General features: G+C 49.4%; 15 protein-coding genes and 1 pseudogene. 5 read left to right on the plus strand and 11 right to left on the minus strand.

All coding sequences use genetic code 11. From position 1 onward, the window contains the following. Window positions 1-76: 76 nt before the first annotated feature. From ribB to IEW09_RS16040, 9 genes are all read right to left on the minus strand, one after another. Entirely contained in the window at window positions 77-1,300 is a 1,224-nt protein-coding gene (gene ribB, locus IEW09_RS16000) for a 3,4-dihydroxy-2-butanone-4-phosphate synthase (protein ID WP_188555165.1), read from the minus strand. Between the two features lie 298 nt (window positions 1,301-1,598). Continuing rightward, window positions 1,599-2,321 (minus strand): cupredoxin domain-containing protein, encoded by a 723-nt coding sequence (locus IEW09_RS16005; RefSeq protein WP_188555166.1) that lies wholly within the window; start codon window positions 2,319-2,321, stop codon window positions 1,599-1,601. Then, entirely contained in the window at window positions 2,318-3,751 is a 1,434-nt protein-coding gene (locus IEW09_RS16010) for a hypothetical protein (protein ID WP_229739374.1), read from the minus strand. Before IEW09_RS16010 ends, IEW09_RS16005 begins: the two co-directional genes overlap by 4 nt. A 151-nt stretch (window positions 3,752-3,902) precedes the next feature. After that, complete coding sequence (locus tag IEW09_RS16015) at window positions 3,903-5,798, minus strand: sensor histidine kinase (protein WP_188555167.1); 1,896 nt, start codon at window positions 5,796-5,798, stop codon at window positions 3,903-3,905. Further along, a complete protein-coding gene (locus tag IEW09_RS16020) occupies window positions 5,770-6,507 on the minus strand; it encodes a response regulator transcription factor (protein ID WP_229739375.1) in 738 nt (245 codons plus the stop codon). Before IEW09_RS16020 ends, IEW09_RS16015 begins: the two co-directional genes overlap by 29 nt. Window positions 6,508-6,811: 304 nt before the next feature. Then, a complete protein-coding gene (locus IEW09_RS16025; protein WP_188555168.1) occupies window positions 6,812-8,101 on the minus strand; it encodes an O-antigen ligase family protein in 1,290 nt (429 codons plus the stop codon). 56 nt (window positions 8,102-8,157) lie between these two features. Further along, on the minus strand, window positions 8,158-8,544 hold the full coding sequence (locus tag IEW09_RS16030; RefSeq protein ID WP_229739376.1) for a c-type cytochrome: 387 nt from the start codon (window positions 8,542-8,544) through the stop codon (window positions 8,158-8,160). A gap of 86 nt (window positions 8,545-8,630) precedes the next feature. After that, the gene (locus IEW09_RS16035; RefSeq protein ID WP_188555170.1) at window positions 8,631-8,996 is read right to left on the minus strand and encodes a cupredoxin domain-containing protein; all 366 of its coding nucleotides are present in this window, start codon (window positions 8,994-8,996) and stop codon (window positions 8,631-8,633) included. A 188-nt stretch (window positions 8,997-9,184) separates the two neighbouring features. Next, complete coding sequence (locus tag IEW09_RS16040; RefSeq protein ID WP_188555171.1) at window positions 9,185-9,478, minus strand: c-type cytochrome; 294 nt, start codon at window positions 9,476-9,478, stop codon at window positions 9,185-9,187. A 462-nt stretch (window positions 9,479-9,940) separates the two neighbouring features. Here IEW09_RS16040 and IEW09_RS16045 point away from each other — a divergent pair, with 462 nt between their 5' ends. Further along, entirely contained in the window at window positions 9,941-11,695 is a 1,755-nt protein-coding gene (locus tag IEW09_RS16045; RefSeq protein ID WP_188555172.1) for an ATP-binding cassette domain-containing protein, read from the plus strand. A gap of 184 nt (window positions 11,696-11,879) precedes the next feature. Here the strand turns inward: IEW09_RS16045 and IEW09_RS16050 are convergent, their stop codons facing one another. After that, complete coding sequence (locus tag IEW09_RS16050; protein WP_188555173.1) at window positions 11,880-12,899, minus strand: hypothetical protein; 1,020 nt, start codon at window positions 12,897-12,899, stop codon at window positions 11,880-11,882. Window positions 12,900-13,070: 171 nt separating this feature from the next. Beyond that, the gene (locus IEW09_RS16055; RefSeq protein WP_188555174.1) at window positions 13,071-14,009 is read right to left on the minus strand and encodes a phytanoyl-CoA dioxygenase family protein; all 939 of its coding nucleotides are present in this window, start codon (window positions 14,007-14,009) and stop codon (window positions 13,071-13,073) included. Between the two features lie 501 nt (window positions 14,010-14,510). On the opposite strand from IEW09_RS16055, the pseudogene IEW09_RS18725 reads away from it, so the two are divergent. From IEW09_RS18725 to IEW09_RS16075, 4 genes and pseudogenes are all read left to right on the plus strand, one after another. Next, window positions 14,511-15,365, plus strand: a pseudogene (locus tag IEW09_RS18725) (nucleotidyltransferase family protein); the annotation flags it as partial. A 449-nt stretch (window positions 15,366-15,814) separates the two neighbouring features. Then, the gene (locus IEW09_RS16065) at window positions 15,815-16,630 is read left to right on the plus strand and encodes a class I SAM-dependent methyltransferase (protein WP_188555176.1); all 816 of its coding nucleotides are present in this window, start codon (window positions 15,815-15,817) and stop codon (window positions 16,628-16,630) included. Between the two features lie 251 nt (window positions 16,631-16,881). Next, complete coding sequence (ribA, locus tag IEW09_RS16070; RefSeq protein WP_188555177.1) at window positions 16,882-17,541, plus strand: GTP cyclohydrolase II; 660 nt, start codon at window positions 16,882-16,884, stop codon at window positions 17,539-17,541. Window positions 17,542-17,693: 152 nt separating this feature from the next. Beyond that, a complete protein-coding gene (locus IEW09_RS16075; protein ID WP_188555178.1) occupies window positions 17,694-19,190 on the plus strand; it encodes a B12-binding domain-containing radical SAM protein in 1,497 nt (498 codons plus the stop codon). Window positions 19,191-19,216: the final 26 nt, after the last annotated feature.

The raw sequence follows: 19,216 nt of genomic DNA on the forward strand, positions 1-19,216 counted from the left end.
CTCGATTGCATTTCAACGGAGCAAAAATCACACGTGCCACTGCGCGAATCGAAGCGTATTCCGAAGCACATGCAAATCATCTATTTGTTATGGTCTCTACTGGTCGAGATATTCGTACTCCGATTTGCGGTGCACTTCGACGGATGCGGGTTTCGTTCGAAGAGATTGGGCTATGCTCGACAATCTCGATACCGTAACCTTCGAGCGCGGCAATCCGGCGGGGATGATTGGTTAGCAGATGGATACGGCGAAGATTGAGGTCGAGCAGAATCTGAGCTCCGACTCCAACTTCACGTTGTATGTGTCGGAGATACTCAGGGCTGGTAAAATTTTCTTCTTCGCGGTGGAATTGCATCTTATTAGTACCTTGGTCGTTTTCAAACGAAAACCCGAGCGAATTTTGATGCAGATATATCAGAGCTCCGCGTCCTTCATCGGCAATTCGTTGCAAGGAGATGCGAATATAAGAAGCGCATTCGCACGACGAAGCGTGAAATACATCTCCAGCAAAACAATGAGTGTGCATTCGAACCAACGTCGGCTCATCTGAGCAACTTAGGTCACCATGTACCAAAGCCACATGCGATTCTTCATCGAGATCGGAACCGTAAGCAATCATTGAGAACTCGCCAAACTCGGTTTGTAAAACAGCTTTTCCTTTGCGATAGACACAGCGCTCATGGGCCATTCGGTGGCGAATCAATTCCGCGACTGTGATCATCTTTAGGTCATGCTCTCTGCAGAAATCTATAAGATCCGGCACTCGTGCCATAGTCCCATCATCGTTCATGATTTCGCAAATCACACCTGCAGGGGTCAATCCGGCCAGCCGGGTTAAGTCCACTGATGCCTCGGTTTGCCCGGCACGGACGAGCACTCCGCCGTTTTGTGCTCGGAGAGGAAACACATGTCCTGGACGGCCCAAGTCGGAAGGACATGCCTGAGGATCGATTGCACATCGAATTGTCTCGGCCCGGTCGTAGGCGGAGATGCCTGTAGTGACACCTCGCCCCAGAGCATCGATAGACTCTGTAAATGCAGTGCCGAAACGTGCCGTGTTTTGTGCGCTCATCGGCTGAAGCTGGAGATAATCCAGACGCTCCGGGGTCATCGCTAGGCAAATCAGCCCACGGCCGTACTTGGCCATAAAATTGATTGCTTCCGGAGTGATCATTTCCGCCGCCATGGTGAGATCGCCTTCATTTTCGCGGTCTTCATCATCAACAACCACAACCATTCGTCCCGTACGGATCTCCTCGATAGCTGTTTGGACGTCAGTAAACGGAAAGCGTGTATCCATGAGATGACCTCGGTTGCAGCAGAAGCTGGCGAAGCATAAGAGGAACTATCTGACTCCTGTTTCTTGTGCTATATCAGCGCATTGCTGTGTGCCGATGCAGTTAGCCATCAGCTAACAAGCAATGTAGTACGCAGAAGAATAGGAGTTGTCAGCGTGCTGTCATTCGATTGTCACGGAGGAGAGACGCTAGAGTTGAACTATTCAATGTCGATTTTGTGCGGGTGTAGATATAGCAATTGTGGCCGAGGCGTCTGAGAGGCAAATAATACTAAATTCTGGATCGATAAAAGGTGCGACATCAATAGGTTGATCGGGCATCTGGAGTGTAGGCTTTACCATACATGTTGGAGTGGGGTATGGTTCCGGCACCGGCTATGGGAGCATTAATCACTCCGAGGTCGACCATATGAGTAGAAATATGTATAGGACGACTTAAGCCTTCAAGGAAAGACTGAGGTACGCTCTCAATCCACACATGTAATTTATAGTCTCCGGGTGGGATACCGCGAAGCAGAACTGAATCTTGTGTGTCAGCCGCTGCGTAAAGTGGGGTATCGAGAGCTATGACGACAGCACTCATCTCCGGATGAATATTGCAGAAGATATAGGAAACACCTACCTTTGAAAAAGTTACCGACTTACTTGAGCCGGCCTCGTAGAGGCCCAAATCGAATCGCTTACCTTCGAAGAGCGAGAAGACGTTATGAAAGAACGGGTCTTCATTTGGAAAGTTAACCACGCTGCCAGCAGGAATCACCTGAAGGTGGGGGAAAAATATGCGGTTCTTTTGGAGTAGGGTGTAACGACTGTGAGGCGGGAAAGGAAGGGCGGGCGTATTTGCCAGCGGCTCCAGCCAGATTACAGCCGGTGCAGCGAGATGCTTCCCGGGCAGGGAAGAGGTAATGCGAAGGCGCAATTCCGCAGGTTGGCTTGTTTCAGGGCGATTCTGAGCGTACACAATCCCGAACGCCAACATTGCAGCGCAGAACGTCCATTCTCTGACTCTCTTTTTGTTCTTCAAAATTTATATCCCGCTCCCAGACCGATGATGTTGCTGCTAGCTGAAGGGCCGGCAACCGGAGAACTCTCGAGATGCCGATACTCCAGTGAAAACTGTAAGTAGGCGCTTGGACTATAAATTACATTGCCAGTATAAGTGTGGCTTCTGGCAAGTCTCTGGTACATGCTATCGGCGGCGATGGTATAACGCCGCAACTCATTGGTGAAAGCGTTGTCGACTCCGAAAGCAGCATTGAATTCCAACCGTTCGGAGATTCTTTCCTTTAATTGTGCCCACCCTCCCACATCGTCTAGTGGCCGGAAGTAGTAACCGCCCGTGTCGGGATCGATGCGGTAGGCGAAATCTTTGTAAGCTCCGCCTCCAACTCCACCGAGAGCCTGTCCACGATAGAAGCTTCCGGAAAACTTCAGACGAGCAGGCAGAAAGAGGAGAGCATCGAGGGTTCCCGCCCAAGAATCGTAGCCGTGCCCCAGTACACTGGAATAGTGAGGTGCGAAATATCCGCCTACACCAAAATGACTACGATCTTTGTCGTTATTCACTGCCGGTCCTTGAAGTGCAATACGCGCCTCGACACCGGGCCATCGGCTTTGCTCTGCATTGTTAGGAGGAGTTATGGTCGATGTACCGGAGATGGGTATAGGCGGTGACAGAGGAGCGTCGCCGACATCGATCAACGCAGCTTGCAGCCGAATATTTAGAGAATCGGACGGTCCGAAATCCTGGGTTATACCGACTTGTGGGTTCCACGTCCAAAGATTGCCGGACCAAGCGAGAGCTGGTATAGCTATGGCTGTCAGCGAAGTTGGAGTATCGGGGCTAAAGATCGGATGATCCAGCGCGAAATAGGCTTCCGTATGCCGCCATTGCAGACCTGCGTGAGCGGTATGAAGGCGGAGCAGAGTGCTATTGGCGTTATAGTAACCAGAATAAGCTGTCGTGGAGGAATTGCCGGATACCGGACTACCGTCGAAATCCACTCGTAGATCAGCATAGCTGCGAGCGCCAAACAAAGTAGGGCCATGGGCGTCGAGCCCGAGAACCGTTTGGCGCACAGAAGCGCCAGTGCTGCCGGATCCTGGAAGCGCTACTGTTGGCGTCGCCGCCATATCGACTGCGCCCGTATTCACAAAACCGTTCAACAACAACAGGCCGGTGACCTTTATCGGATACTTGGATTCACTCTCAACTTTTGATTGTTCCTGAGTCGCAATCTGAGATTCCTGCATTGCCTGGCGCTCGCGAATATCCTCGATCGCCGCAGAGGTGGCTTCGGGCTTGGCTTGTGACGACGTAGAAGAAGCAGAAGGTGATTGCGTACCAGCATTTGCTCCGCTTTGCGCCATTTGATGCTGCAATTCATTCAATTGCTTCCGCATTTCGTCCAATTGACGTTGTGACTGTTCCAATTGAGCCTGTGTGCGAGCCATGGCAGCAGTTAATGTCTGGATCTCCTGTGAGAGGTTTTCCTGAGTGGTGGCCTGTGCACAGACAACTTGTACTGGAATTCCGAAAACTATTAGGACGAAGGACAAGGCTTTCCAAGGGCCTCGAAGATCCAGACCGAAGCGTCGAGTTTGGTTATGTCCGCACATTCTCATCTGGGATTACCTGATCATGACGGTTATCTTCTGACGCAGGGAGTGTATTCTGCATTGGAACTTCGCGTGTCACCTTCATCTGGAAGATCGTCTCACCAGGACGGCTGCTAAGCAAAACGACGTTCCCTCCGTGTTCGATGGCAATACAGTGCGCAAGCGTAAGTCCAAGTCCTGTACCTTTGTGTTTTCCTTCACTCACGAAGGGGTCGAAAAGACTCTTGCGAATTTTCTCTGGAACGCCCGGACCGTTGTCTATTACATTGACGATAATTTGATGCTCTTGTGTCTCTAGCGCGATCACAACCTTGGCTGAGGCTCCTATATTGCGGACAGACTGGCAGGCGTTGAGTAGCAGATTCGATATGGCTCGCTCTATCTGCTTTCCATCTACGACGACGGCAGTTTCCGTAGGTTCGCCATAGTTTGTCGTCAGTGTCACCCCGTCCGCATCAGGATGAGCCCGGACCAGAGCCGTCGCCCGTTCGACCAGAGTTGCCATTAGCTCTGGCTGCCTCCTAACACTTGTACCGGTCCGGCTGAAGATTAACAGTGACTCAATCATGTCCGTTGTGCCATTCACGGCTGTTCGGATGTCTCCAAAGATTTCGGTGCGCTCCTTTGCGGAAAGACGATCAGAGGCGAGAAACTCCGAATTGGCGAAGATCGCGGCGAGATAATGCCGGAGATCGTGAGAAACGGAACTCGCCATTCGGCCTATTGTCGCAAGCCGCTCGGATTCGAGCACCTTCTGATTTGCTTTCTGAATTTCATTACGCATGCTGGCGAAGGCTGTGCTTAACTGCCGCACTTCTTGAGTACCGTGGCGAGGTACACGGTGCTTGACGTCCCCTGAACCAAACGCGCGAACACTCCGAGAGAGCTCTTCGAGCGGACGTGTCACCAACCGCGAAATAACAATCATCAGCATGGTGCCCGAAAGAAGAGCCAGAAGGCCAATGACAAGGACCATACGATCAATCCGGCTGATCGAGCGCTCTGCGGGTTCGAAAGATTTCAGAACGACCAACTGCAATGGCGATGTGGCAGTCGCGGAAAGATCCTCGGTGGCTGAGAGAAATTGAGCATTCCCTAGTTTCACTACAGCAGGTCTTCGGGATATGCCGGAAAGAGCGCTGGATTGCTTCGCCAAACTTGCCTGCACATCTGGCGTAAGCGTACTGGCTACGATTTGACCACCACTCAGAAAAGTCGCTTCTACCCCGGTTGGCTGGCTGATTTGTCGCACCGTGCGTTCAATAGAAACACCACTCAAAACATATCCCAATAGCGTTCCAGCTTGATCGCTGCCGAAATAGAGCGGGCGTATCGCACAGGCGTACAGTGATCTACCATCGATCAAATAGCGCTTCGTCGCAGAAGCCAGTAAAATCTTCATTCCTTGGCGAAGCGTATTATCGTCCGGAGCATTTCTTGCATAGGCTGCCACAACCCGTCCGCTTGGATCGGCAAGCATAAAGAGATCGGTACCACTGAGTTGCCAAAACTCGGCGGCTCCATCCTGAATCGTAAGATCGTCTCCACTAGTCATGAGTGCTTTCAGGGTGGGCAATTTTGCAAGGAGGGCATTCTCACGCTCCAGGGCTCCCAGCCTCTCGGCCTGCAGGTTCTGGAAGGCAACGACCGAGTGATCCAGATCCTGGGAGAAATCGTCTGTCACCTGCTCTCTCAACTGGTGGCGAATCAACAAAAGACTAGTTCCGGTCACAAGAGCGATCACTAACGCCATGGTGACGATAAGAAGCACATACGTTCGAAGGCCCTGCTTCTCTCGTGTGCGCGTTACTTGCCTGAGAGCTTCAGCTTCTGGACATTGGTCGGTATGAACGTCATGGGACAAATTTGTATCCTGCGCCATAAATTGTCAGCAGATGCTTCGGATTTGCTGAATCCGGCTCCAGCTTTTGACGTAACTTCAGGATCTGATTATCCACGGTACGGGTAGTTGGATAGAAATTATATCCCCAGACTTCATTAAGTAGAACATCGCGTGTGAGGACGCGTTCGGCATTTTCGGTGAAAAACTTCAGGAGTTTGAATTCGTGAGCAGTGAGAACGACAGGCCTCCCACTGCGTCGTACGGTCATTTTCTTAAAGTCAACTTCACAATCAGCGAAGCGGTAGATCGTCGGAGGTGCCGGCTTACGTTGTCTGCGGATGGCGGCCTGGACCCTGGCTGTGAGTTCCCTTGGGCTAAAAGGTTTAGTGACATAATCATCGGCTCCCAATTCAAGAAGCAACACTTTATCCGCGACTTCCGTAATTGCGCTGAGCACTATGATCGGAGTTTCAGTGGAAAGTCCCTTGAAAGTTTGACAGAGTTCTCGTCCGGAAATATTGGGAAGGATTAGATCGAGGATCACTGCGAGTGGATGCTCTCGGCGAAACAAATCCAGCCCGGTTTGACCGTCGCCCGCGACAATAGCGACATAGCACTCCTCAGTAAAGATCCTGCGCAGCACCTTTTGCATGCGAGGATCATCTTCAATGATAAGGATGGTGCCGAGGCTGACCGTCGGTAGGATTTCGTTTTGGGCTTCTGTTGTCAATTCCATCTCATGGACCATGATCTAGATCCTCATCATTCTATTCTGTCTGCAATTAAGCCCATTTCTGCTTAAAAGAACACAAAATTACAATCGGATGACAATTTAGAGATCTTGGATAGGATTTCGCTCTTGTTTGAGGTGCTTGTGCATGTATTTCGCCAGATCTAACCGTAGCGAATACTCAGTACGCTCATACACTGGCGTCAATCACGGAAATCAAAAGATATTTATCTTCAGCGAGCACCCACATTAGGGGTCATTAGCAAGCAATATTGCTTGCTAAAATAGCCGCGAGTAGCATGCCGTTGCCGAGATCTCTCACTTAAGTTGAATCTTCATTTACGATCGATAGATTCTGAGAAAATACCGCCGCAGGAAATTGCTGAACAGCCATATTCATGTAGCTTCGCTTCGGCGAGGTGCGCACATCTTCTACCTGAAAACTAATCATCACGACCGCCCAGAGTGGAAGCAGTAGATCAAACGGATTGGCTTCAGCCAGGCCACGAATGAGTATAAAAAGCAAGATGCTCTGAAAAAGAATCCTTATTGCCCCTGGACGAAGGCTGCGAATTTGTTGGTACAGGCTCCAATATACCTCCGCGAGTATGACGACACCCAGCACGCCATAGGCATAAAACTGCTGCAAAAATTCATTTTCTGCGTGTCGTGCTTCGAATAGATCTCCTCCAAAAGGAGGTACAATCTTCCACCACGAGTCAAAGCCGTGTCCTATCCACAAGGTCCACGGATGAGTCGACATTGCGCTCACAACATAAAGCCAGATGGCAGTACGGCCTGTAAGCGTCTCTGCTTGGTTGCCAGTGGTTGTATAGATATTGTAGTAATTTTCAAAAAGTTTCCAGAAAATGAGTATGAGCGCAATTGCAGTGGTCATAAGAAGAGCTTTTGTCTTCCGGTTAATGGAGCGATCTTTAATAACGAGAAAGCTTTCGCTCACTAGAAAGGCCACCAACGTTGTCTTGCTCAGGCTGCGAAACAGAGTAATTATGAGAAATGATTGAACGACCCGCCATTGCCCGTCTCTTTGACGCATGAGATATTGCGCAAAGAAAATCGCGAAGGCACAGAGATTTCCAATCTCATTTGTATTAAAAAACTGTTCATCTCCAAGTCGAAGATCGGCTTGAGCAGGCATGATCCACGCAACCAGCGCGAGACAACATGCACTCCATATAAATCCCTTCATGAGCGAATGAGACACTCTCAGTGTCGAGTCGCTGCGAAGGAGCAAAATCATAATCGTGGCGTCAGTGACGAGCCCACACCAATAGACAGTAGAAGTCGGCAGGGAAGCAGTATCGCTCCAAGTTAGGCTGCAACCAGAAATCAAAAGGAAAATAACACCCCAACGAATACTCGATAGCCTTAGCATAGAGCGAAACGTCGTGTGCATGGCGCCGAGCGAATCAAAACAGACTAGAGCAAGCAATAGCACTTCCAGGCCCAAATTTAGTCCAGTGCCTGCACTTGGCTCAATGGCTAAAAGGCGTACGGACATTAGAACAATACATAGACGGAAAGAGAAAAAAAAACCGACCGCAAATGCTATGCCATTGATTTGCCCGTATTTGACATTCTCTGCGTCCATGATTAAGTCGTTGCGACAACTCCTCACATGCAAATGACTCAGGCGAAGAATACATATCAGTGCGTGTAAATATCCGGTACTCCCTGGCTGCCGGCAGGTGGCAGATGACGTAGGAATACCACGATCGACCATAGTTCATCGTCACTCAGAGTTCCTTTGGAACCCGGCATTCCGGAGGGGCGAATTCCGTAGTCCATGATCCACTTCAGCTGTCCATCCGTATAACTCTGCACTTCTGGAGAAGTGAGCAGCGGAATGGGAGGGGATATGTGATCAACGAAGGGGACACCTGTGTTTTGGCCATCCATTCCATGGCAGGCAATGCAGTAATGCGAAAAAGCTTCCTTTCCATCGGCCCAGGTCTGTGATGTATTGGGCAAGGGGTTCTTTTGATTTTTGTTGCCGATGAAAAAGTGATGCTTAGCGTAAGTTATAGTCTTCACCTCTAGCTTCCCTGGAGGACTTGTTTTGCATCCTGTTAATTCAACGAGGAAGATGATAGCGATAACTATAAAAGGGACGCGCATTTCTAATCCACCACGTGCAGCTTCAAACTCATAGAACCATGACCTGAGCCGCAAAATACGGAACAATGAGCGATAAAATCTCCGGTCTTGTCCGGCGTAAACTTCACCTCTGCTGTGCCACCCGCTTTAACCTTGACAGTGACATTGAGATCGCGAAAACGAAGCCCGTGAGCAACATCCACACTCTTTAATACGAGCACCACCGGCTGCCCTTTTTTCAGAGTAATTTCTTCAGGATTATAGGAAAACCGTTTAGCGGTAATCACAATTCGTTGGGGTGCGATCTGCGTCTGAGCCTGCAGAACTGGCAATGAAGCTACTGTTAGTGCTCCTATGGCTAGTGTTAGGAGCAAGAACTTCTTTTTCATAATTTCTCCTTGAAGGTGTCGTTGTATGGGCGTTCGAAGTGATTGACACTGAAGGACTTTCTTTGCTGACACATCTACCACTCTTCTTGTTTTACCGTAGCGGCTTCTGGCATAACGCTTGTCATACGGTCGTTACTCAATTGTCAGAATGCTGTCACCTAAGGTTCGGTGTAGGGAGCGCGAGTATGCTAGGGATTAAGAAACCGTAAAAGAGCCTCGTAATCTGCCTCACTAAGGTTGGCGCGTACACGCATGTGCCTGACGATCGTACCGGAAATGCCCGACGAGAAGCCTTCTGGCGCATTGTGGCATCGGGAGCAATTCTGCTTAAAAACCTGTTGTCCCCGATCTGGATTGACGGCATGCACGGCCTTGGTAGAGAGGGGAGGATGCTGCTGCTGAGGCGGACTCTTCGTCTGACCTGTGACGGCAGTTGCTGCAAGTGCAAGACATTCCACCATAACTAGCTGGATGCGCGTCATTGTTCCTCCTATTAGAGATCAATATTTAATTCAATCGATTAGAATCCCGTGACAACACAGAACAGGTACGAGCGTTATTACGAGAAACCTGGGACTATGAGCTATCGGTCAACGCCGTATCTATAAATACGGTAAGAATTCTAGGAAAAAGTTATGTCATGGAAGCGTCTGAAGTTTGTAACTAAATTGTCCTTTTGGGAAGGCGCGACATCGCAAGAAAATTGTTACGCTGATATCTTCAGTCTGATCTTCATTAGCCGTGTTGACGGTGTCTTCTGTTAAATCGCAAGCAAAATGATAAAGACTTCGATTACTTTCTGAACCGAGCCGCGCAACAAGAATTATCGATGATAAAGTGTCTCGGTATTCAAGGATGCTGCGCACACTTCGATGACATTTTGTTGACATTTCAACGACCCAAGCCTGACAACTACGAGACGCACAGATTGATAGCTTTGAGTAGTGAGCAACCAAGTGTCTAGACATCCTGTCAATAATGCTGCCGAGGTTGGCGATTCTACTGTATTCAGTGGAAATTTGGACATAGCGATAAGGCTCTTAAGAAGACGGCAGCGGATTGCGCTTGTGCTGATAACCCTGGAGAGGATCATGGTTGGCTTCTGCGACCTTGCCGTTGCAGCAGCAATGTATCTGCTGTTTCTTTTATTACAAGGACGCCCACCAGTACATCAGTTCTGGTGGGCACCAAAGAAAACTCTTTACGTAGCTGAGATCACGGTTATTCTTGTTCTTCTTCGTGCCTTGATGGATCTGTTGTCGACACGCTCCATCATTCACCAGATACAGAAACTCTGTACAGATCTGCTTCTTCGGTTGACACAGGGCTATAACGAGATGCATTGGGGGCGGTTCGTTGAGTCCAACCGCAGTGAACTTTCGAACCACGCTCTTTACTCTGCGCGCGAAGCCGCCGAATTTTATCATCGCTGCATTGAGTTTACAGCGGCTGTAATAATCGTAGCCGCCATGACTGCAGCGCTTGTATACCAGAGCCCAATCGCGGCATGTGGATTTGCTTTTGCGCTTAGTGCATTTTATGGATTCCATCAACTGTTTATCCGGAACAGGCTTCAACTGGCAGCGGAAAATCGTGAGATATCGCTGCGTATGCTTCAGAAGAACTTGGCAGATATCTTCTCGTCGGGAAAGGAGATTCGCACTTACGGAAATCAGGCATTCTTTCATAACCGAATTCGAGGACAGGCAGAACAGGTAGCGGCCAGTAGTTTCCGTATCAAATTCCTTCCACAGATTGCGAGCAGCATAGCTGATCAAGGTGCAGTGCTGCTCTTCCTCTGTATTATTGTTGCCGTTCAGCTCCGTCATGGAGATGCACGTCAGTTGTTGTCGCTTCTGGCGTTTTATTTCGTACTTTCTCGGCGCATGATTCCCCTCATTAGCCAAATCTCAGTCATTGTTGGTCATATAGAAAGTTCTTACGAGAATGTACGGATAGTAGACACCGAATTGAATGAGTGCCATAAATACCGTGCATGCGTATCACCGGTTCGACAGCCCGACTCCGGCTTTGTCGCACAAATTAAAGACGTGAGTTTCTCTTTCCGCAAAGGTACGCCAATCTTACGAAATGTGAATCTTCTTTTGCGGGAGGGTGAGACGGTCGTACTTCACGGACCATCCGGAATTGGTAAAAGTTCTCTGCTCAACTTGATTGCTGGCGTATCGCAACCTGCAACGGGGATGATACAAGTTGACCGTACGAGTATCGCGTATGTACCACAGGAGATCGTGCTTCTAGACGATTCGATACGGAGCAACCTGCTGTTCGGACTACCGGATAAGAGTAAAGATGAGTTGATGAGAGCGCTTTCGACTGCACAATTGGCGGGATTTGTGGCAGCACAGCCGCTCGGGCTGGAAACAAGCGTAGGCGATAACGGAGCTTTATTTTCGGGTGGGCAGCGGCAAAGGCTGGGTCTTGCACGTGCTATATTGCGCGGAGCCAAGTTACTACTTCTAGATGAAGCTACCTCCGCACTGGACGCAGAGAACGAGCGACAAATACTCGATAATCTAAGTGCCTCCGGCAACGCAGTCTTACTTGTAACGCACCGCGTTCACACGCGGGCCTTTGGTCACCGGGTGTTCAAGCTTCAGGGAGGTTGTCTGATAGAAGAATTTCCTCAGTTGATATCAGATAATGAGCAGCCAATAATAGCCGACATCGAATGCTAGAACTGGTAAATGACTTCGCTTGTTATAGGGAAATGTGACTCAATATATTTCAAGATTGTCCTTCGTCTGTTCTGCTCTTCTACGGCTGTATATAAAGAGCATCTGTATTGGTATACTCATACGGTGATGTAAGTATGCGTGTTACTCATCACACTAAAAGATCATGACACGAATAGCCTTCTAGCTATTCTGATTTACCCTTCCAGGCTGGAAAGAGAAAACGGTAAACGATTCCGGTCTCCCATATGTTTTCATTCCCCGAAGAAGAAAACTGCCGTGAATAGCTCGTAAGGATTCGCGTATTGTGCGGTAGGTTGTAATCCAACCCGAAGTCGGCACGTTGTGTGTTCACAAGAGGGACATTATCGCTGACGATAGTGTCGCGGCGGAATGTCTGTTGCATCCGGAATAGGGGCTCGAAGCGACCGATCCAGCTATCAAGGCCACCGAACCTTTGGAGACGGTAATCAGCCTCTACCCAGTACCCTTGAGCGTGATGTCCGCGGGCGAATTCGGAGCGTAGACGAAAAGCAGTATTCGCGGGTTCCCACCAGAGATGCGCGCCATAGAAATTTTCTCGTGTTCCCTGTAACTGACGATCATAAGAAAGACCTATCTCCAGATGCTTCTCCGGTAGATAGAGGCTACTACGCCCGCCGAAGGCGCGCGTGGAGTCGAACTGCATATTTCCACTGCTGGTGGAGAACCAGGCGTTGTAGCTGATGGAGTACTTGTTATGGGCAATGGCAGATCCGCTCAGCATACCGCCTACTCCTGTTCCCGTCATTACACCAATTCCTGTAATGATCGGGCCATCCTGAAAGTTGCTAATCCAGATTGGTGATAGGCGGTCATTAAAGGTGTTAAAGGGAATCAAAAAACTACCTGCGATGGCGGTGACATGCGGAGACAGAAAGTAATCTCCCTGAAGATAAGTAAGTGCAATAAAACGGCTATGACTATAGCCCATGCCATTCGGAGAGAAGGTATCACCCAACGCAGCGCGTGATTCGATCAGGAAACGGCTGCCAATAGGTATGTCGATCAGCGGCTCGATAATCGGCATATAAGTTGTATTTCCCCCTTTGGTGCTCGTAAAGAACCCAGCTCCCCCCGAGATAAGTGGGGTGTTTTGCGCGATGCCGTAACGACCTGCGCAGAATACAGTCAGAGCAAAGATGGTAACCCTTGTTAATCGGGTCATTTTAGAGGGAAGAAAGGTGGATATCGGGCTCTGCATAGAGCCACAATAGCTATATATGATGTTCAACGTGTCTCTGGATCGTCTGTCTTTTGTCAACTGATTGTCATTTTCGTAGCGGTGAGAACAGATAAGAAGAGTATGAGTCGTGCCAACACCCTTCTCGCACCGTGTTTAATTGAGCTGACTCAGCATCCTGTTATATCGCGCTTGCTTCGCGGGGGAATCTGCCATCTTCGAAAGCTGTTCTATCTCAACTTTGGAGGGATGGAGTTCAAGAGGCAATCTCCTCCAGTAATACTTTAGGGCGTCGGAGCTCCAGCCTGCATATGTCTTTTCCCAGGACTTGCCGGAATCTCCGGCAAAAACCAGATTAGCTGGATTTAATATTCGTTCGTAGTTTTGAAATCTGCAATCAAGTGAAATACGAAGTTGATTCGAAATATTCGGAGATGCTGCATGCACAGTTAGACTGTGAAAGATGAGCACATCGCCTGCATTGATTTGACCGCCTACCCAATCGCCTCCAAGATCAGCATTTGTTGGAATTTCAGGGATACGAAGATTCTCATCATCGTGTTTCATATAACCGAGATGATGAGAGCCTTCCACAACTCGAAGAGGTCCCACATCGACTGGGCAATCGTGAAGCGGAATCCACACAGTGAAGCATTCAGTATCTCCGCCCATGAATCGATAATCTTGATGTGCATGAACGGTGAGGTGCTTACAGTGTGGGAAAATCAATCGACCAATCGGTTTTGGATGAATCAAAAGCTGGTTACCCACCAACATTTTCATAACCTGTTGCAAAACCGGATGATGCGGCAGTGCATGAAATAGTTCAAGGTTGAAAATGTTCTGATAGGTCTGTTTAAACGTCGGATTTGGATCACCGCAGGCCGCACTGAGATCAGCAATGTGTTCCAGCGGATCGTAACCTGGCAGAAGCCAGCCTGCAGCGGAGAGAATTTGCGTAATCTTCCCGAGCAGCTGAGTGACGTGGTCACGAGGCAATAATCCTCGCACAAGCACATACCCTCTAGAGTCAATTTCCTCTTGTAGGGTGCTCGAAGTGAGATCATGCGCCTTCATTTCACGAAAGGGCTTCATTCGTTTGTCCTCCATGGTTTATGACCTTGGTCATTTCTCCGATAGATTCGATGGCTTCGGTAAATGTATTGAGCATCGTTAACCCAGCAATTAAACTTACAGGCCCACATATTCTGCTGAAACGAACGTGGCTTTTGACATCACATAGAAGTCACAATAGTGATCTGCTTCAACCGGGGTGTCTTCGGCTAGTCTTTTTCTTGTCAATTCATTGTCATCCCGACTTCAGTGATGAAGAGGAGGAGTGCCTCAGCCTCAATACGTTCGATTGGCAGTTTGTAGCGGGAGGCAAAATCAACAAAAGAGTGACAATCACTTTACATAAACATGACAAATATTCAGGCGAAGCTTAGTTAGGCTTTGAAGTAAGCTTTTCTCTTGAACTCGACATGACGGAACTGAAAATGAGGTGATGTTGCATTGCCCTTGATATCCGGTAGGCAGTCGTCAAGCAAAGCAGAGTTTTGCGATCTATATACATCAACAGTCGTCCACAGGAAAATGGATAGATTTAGTGATGTTAGATATGTCAGTTTTCCACTTGCGTGGATCTGTCGTATCACTTCACAGTTATTGTGTGACGAATGGCCAGTGCGAGAGGCTGCTCTGTTGATCTTCTGTAAACCCATTTCTCACCAGTGCTTCCGTTTGCAGAGTCTTTCGGTAAGGGAGTGGAGAAGCTTGCTGCACTGGCTGGATATCAGTGGATTGGCGCTGTACTTTCTACATCGAATCGTTGAGCTGCAGTTAGTCGATTGGCTCCCCCCTCACGTATTGGAACGCTTGCGAGGAAATCTTGCCGACAACACTGAACGAACTCGAGGTATGATCGCAGAGTCGATTGCTATCCAGCAGGAATTCCAAACATCGCGTCTTTCCTATGCCAACCTGAAAGGCTTGTCGCTCTGGCCGAGTTCTGTACCAAGGCCGGAACTGCGGTCCCAGTTTGATCTGGACTTTCTCTTAGCGGAAGATAGCGCTCAGGAAGCGAGGAGAATTCTCGAACGGAGAGGCTACCGTCTATACGTTGCAAGTGGCAGGAGTTGGGAGTTCAAGCGTAATGAAAAGCCGGGGATCTCCTTGAAGGACCTGTACAAGGCTTTGCCGTCTCATGCTGTTGAATTGCATATCGAATCCACGGGGCCAGACCGATTCTCCTCGCTAGAGCGGGTAGAAAGACGTGAACTGCATGGGTATATGATGCCGGTGCTCTCGCCGGTTGACCTGTTCTTAGGACAGGGGCTTCATGCTTACAAACATGTGTGCAGCGAGTTCTCACGCGTAGCCCATCTGCTAGAGTTTCGTCGTCATGTCCTCGTTCGTCGGAATGATCAAGCCTTTTGGAGCGAGCTTCGGTCAACAGCGGAAGGGAATCCTAGAGCAAGGCTAGGGCTCGGAGTGGTCGTGTTGCTGATCGCGCATGTCATGGGAAATTTTGCTCCAGAAGAGCTAACAGACTGGACAGTCAAGTGTCTTCCCCGATCCGCGCGACTATGGGTAGAGACATATGGAAGGCGAGTCGTCTTTGGTAGCATTCCGGGTAGCAAACTGTATCTATTGCTGCAGAAGGAGCTCGAGATTGCAGGAGTTCCGGCGAAGCGGCCACTTCGCCAAATACTGTTGCCCCTGCGTTTTCCCCCTCCCGTTATACGAGCGTTTCCGAACGAGACTCTCACAGTGCGACTTCGCCGGTATCGTATGCAATTAGGCTTTATCCTCCTTCGTCTACGCTTCCATATCGTAGAAGGACTTCGCTACGCATGGGAGTCGCATCGTTGGCAGCGGAGAATCGATCGGCTTGAATCATGACGACTCCTTTGCGTCCGGCCGCCGCTGCCTTCAACACGGTCGCGCCGATTTTTGATCAACGCTTCGGTCAGTGGCTAAGCGTAGCTGCACAGCGCTGTGCGGTACGTACAGCGCTGCTGCGAAGATTTCCAATGGGAGGCCATATCCTGGAATTGGGTGGGGGGACGGGGGAGGATGGTCTATTCCTTGCTGAGCGCGGCTTCAATATATTTCTCACCGATCCTTCGCCTGCCATGGTGTCCTTGGCAAAGGCAAAACTGGCTCCGTTCGGCGCTCAGGTCGAAGTTGCAGGGGGAGAAGATCTGGAAGATTTAGCATCGCGTTATCTCTCCACAGGTGGTGCATTGTTTGACGGAGCCTTCTCGAATTTCGCGCCGCTTAATTGCGTTGTTGATCTGGAGACGGTGGCATATGGGCTTGCACGACTGCTCAAACCAGGCGCTGCGGCAATGCTGGTACTTTTCGGTACTTTCTGCCCCGGTGAGATGGTGACAGAAGTGCTTCGGGGGAGGCCCCATTTGGCGCTGCGGCGTCTTTCGCGCGTCGAAACGCCAGCGCGCCTCTCCAAGCACGCCTTTCATGTCATCTATCATCGCCGTGCCGCATTGCTTCGTGCCTTCGCGCCGTGGTTTGTCTTGGAGAGGCGTCTTGGCATCGGTGTTATGGTGCCACCTAGTGCAGCTGAGCCTTGGATATCCAATCATCCGCGGCTTCTTGCTCTCGCGGAGAGAATGGATCGCGTTGTTTCTCGTCCGATGGCAATCTTCGGAGATCATATCCTTTATCAGTTCCGTCGAAATGCCGAGAAATAAAATCTCTACATCACGTCATGGTCAATACGCCATGATCGTTCGATCTTTCACGACGCAGGTAGCTTTCCTATTCTGATCAAGCGTTCCCCAGAAATCTCTGGTATCCACGCGCTTCGGACATTTGAATGACGAACTTGAGACATTCTGACGACATGCAGAAAGAGATTGCTGCGATACGCTTCACTTACAGAACGAATAAGTCATGATTTATATGAAATATGAATGACAGGTGAGGAAATCAGGCTGCGTTGATGATGCTAAAGCAAATCGCCGATGTGAACTTTCCAACGCTCTGGGCAGACTTCCGTCTATTAGCCTTTGAAAAGGTCAACGCGGGTAGCGCAGCAAGTGAGGAACGTCAAGAAACTGCGCTGGCATTGCTTCTCGGAGACATCCATAGTTTTCCTCCGGTTGTGCGCATTCATTCTCAATGCATGACAGGGGATGTCTTTCATTCTCTTCGGTGTGATTGTCATGACCAACTGCATCTGGCATTGAGCCTGATCGCAAAGAAAGGCGTCGGCGTATTGCTTTATGAGCAGCAAGAAGGCCGAGGCATTGGTCTCATGGAAAAGCTTCGGGCCTACGAACTTCAAGATCAGGGACTCGACACCATTGAAGCCAATCTTCGCCTGGGGCATGCTGTTGATCTGCGTGATTACGCGCTTCCTATTGAGATCCTTCGGTTCCTCAATGTCCGCGCGCTTCGCCTGATGACTAATAATCCAGACAAAATCAATGCTGTCCGCTCTGCAAGAATTGAGATCGTCGAACGTTTGAGCGCAGATGTTCCAGACAATCCTCATTCAGCACACTATCTTGTGACAAAACGGGAAAGACTTGGCCATCTGTGGTCTTCAGATAGCAACTTCAGTTCATCTCAGATCGTACTTCCCGTCACGAACGAATGACATTGAACTGACAATTCCGCGACAAACTTCTAAGTCTAGCGGACTACGCTGAGTTCCATAAGGCGGAGTGTTTCGCGCGAGCTCATCCACCTGTTGTTTGGCAGAGGCCGGATGTCGTACGTGCCGATACACAGGTATTTCGAGGTGACTTTTTGGCACAGATTTTAGTAACGCATTCCTATCATCTTCCCTATGACCCGAAGCAATCGCGCAAAATGCAGCCATACATGCCACTTGGTATGCTGTATGCGGCTACGGCGCTCCGGGAGAACGATTTTTCTGTGGTTGCGTTTGATTCGATGCTTGAAGCGCCATCTACTGGTTTAAGTGAAATGCTGGCGGCTCATCGACCCAACATTGTCGCTGTCTATGAAGATGACTTCAATTTCCTATCCAAAATGTGTCTTACTCGAATGAGAGAGGTCGCGTGGGAGATTGCGCAAGCGGCGCATGCAGTTGGCGCTATAGCGATCGTACATGGTTCCGATTCGACGGATAACTCTTCGCTATTCCTGCAAAATGGCTTCGACTATGTGCTTTGCGGAGAAGCAGAACAGACTCTTGTGCAGTTATGCAGTTTCATCTTGCGTGCCGCTGATGTGCCAGAGATAGATGGTCTTGTAAGACTTGATACAAACGGCCAAACCATCCGAAGCGTACAGAAGCTCTCAAAGAATCCTACGTGGTCAGAACTCTCCTTTCCCGCACGTGATCTTATCAACGTGGAGCCATACCGAATGGCGTGGCTCGAAGCTCACGGATATTTCTCAGCGAACATGGTGTCCAGTCGCGGATGTCCCTATCAATGCAACTGGTGCGCCAAACCGATTTCTGGCAATAAATTTCATTTACGGCCAGCCGCTACTGTTGCCGAGGAGATGAGGTTGCTGAAAATGGAAGCCGGGGTCGATCATATCTGGTTTGGTGATGATGTCTTCGGATTGAATCATCATTGGGTAGAGGAGTTTGCCTCAGAAGTTACGAAAAGAAACGCAGCAGTTCCATTCAAAATACAGTCTCGCGCTGACCTGATGGACAAACAGACTGTACAACATCTCAAGACAGCAGGATGTGCTGAAGTATGGATGGGAGTTGAATCGGGATCGCAAGCAGTATTAAATGCAATGGACAAGGGACTGAAGCTTTCTTCTGTGATTGCCGCGCGCAATATACTAAAAAAAGCTGGCGTTCGCGCTTGCTATTTTTTGCAGTTCGGTTACCCCGGCGAAACATGGGCCGAGTTGCAGGAGACCATCGCTTTTGTGCGTGATACGCAACCTGACGATATCGGCATCTCATTTTCGTACCCGCTACCAGGTACTACATTTTATGAGCGTGTGCAAGCTGAATTGGGGCAGAAACGTAATTGGACTGATAGTGATGATCTCTGCATTATGTTCACTGCAGCCTATAAAACCGATTTCTACCGTGCTGTACGAGATGCTCTGCATGCGGAAGTAGACTCCTGGCGAGACCCGGAAGAGTCGGACATGACGCGTGCCCGGATTAAGGAATTGTGGAACAAAGTCACTGAATTGGAGCCGGTGAGCCGCGACGCAGATTCCTCTGTCTCTTCTGAGAAAGTAGCCACTTTTACCTCAGCTTCGTTTGTGCCTGTCGAGGCTTTGGCATCTGTTAGGGGGAACTAGATGTGTCCATCTCCCACTTCAGGAAA

Origin of the sequence: Edaphobacter dinghuensis (genome assembly GCF_014640335.1) — a bacterium.
GTDB lineage: Bacteria > Acidobacteriota > Terriglobia > Terriglobales > Acidobacteriaceae > Edaphobacter > Edaphobacter dinghuensis.

What these genes read in the sequence shown, in the direction of transcription:
- ribB (WP_188555165.1), bottom strand. Translation starts at nt 1,300, where the DNA reads ATGGATACACGCTTTCCGTTTACTGACGTCCAAACAGCTATCGAGGAG.
- IEW09_RS16010 (WP_229739374.1), bottom strand. Translation starts at nt 3,751, where the DNA reads ATGGCTCGCACACAGGCTCAATTGGAACAGTCACAACGTCAATTGGAC.
- IEW09_RS16015 (WP_188555167.1), bottom strand. Translation starts at nt 5,798, where the DNA reads ATGGCGCAGGATACAAATTTGTCCCATGACGTTCATACCGACCAATGT.
- IEW09_RS16020 (WP_229739375.1), bottom strand. Translation starts at nt 6,507, where the DNA reads ATGGTCCATGAGATGGAATTGACAACAGAAGCCCAAAACGAAATCCTA.
- IEW09_RS16025 (WP_188555168.1), bottom strand. Translation starts at nt 8,101, where the DNA reads ATGGACGCAGAGAATGTCAAATACGGGCAAATCAATGGCATAGCATTT.
- IEW09_RS16035 (WP_188555170.1), bottom strand. Translation starts at nt 8,996, where the DNA reads ATGAAAAAGAAGTTCTTGCTCCTAACACTAGCCATAGGAGCACTAACA.
- IEW09_RS16040 (WP_188555171.1), bottom strand. Translation starts at nt 9,478, where the DNA reads ATGACGCGCATCCAGCTAGTTATGGTGGAATGTCTTGCACTTGCAGCA.
- IEW09_RS16050 (WP_188555173.1), bottom strand. Translation starts at nt 12,899, where the DNA reads ATGACCCGATTAACAAGGGTTACCATCTTTGCTCTGACTGTATTCTGC.
- IEW09_RS16055 (WP_188555174.1), bottom strand. Translation starts at nt 14,009, where the DNA reads ATGAAGCCCTTTCGTGAAATGAAGGCGCATGATCTCACTTCGAGCACC.
- IEW09_RS16065 (WP_188555176.1), top strand. Translation starts at nt 15,815, where the DNA reads ATGACGACTCCTTTGCGTCCGGCCGCCGCTGCCTTCAACACGGTCGCG.
- ribA (WP_188555177.1), top strand. Translation starts at nt 16,882, where the DNA reads ATGATGCTAAAGCAAATCGCCGATGTGAACTTTCCAACGCTCTGGGCA.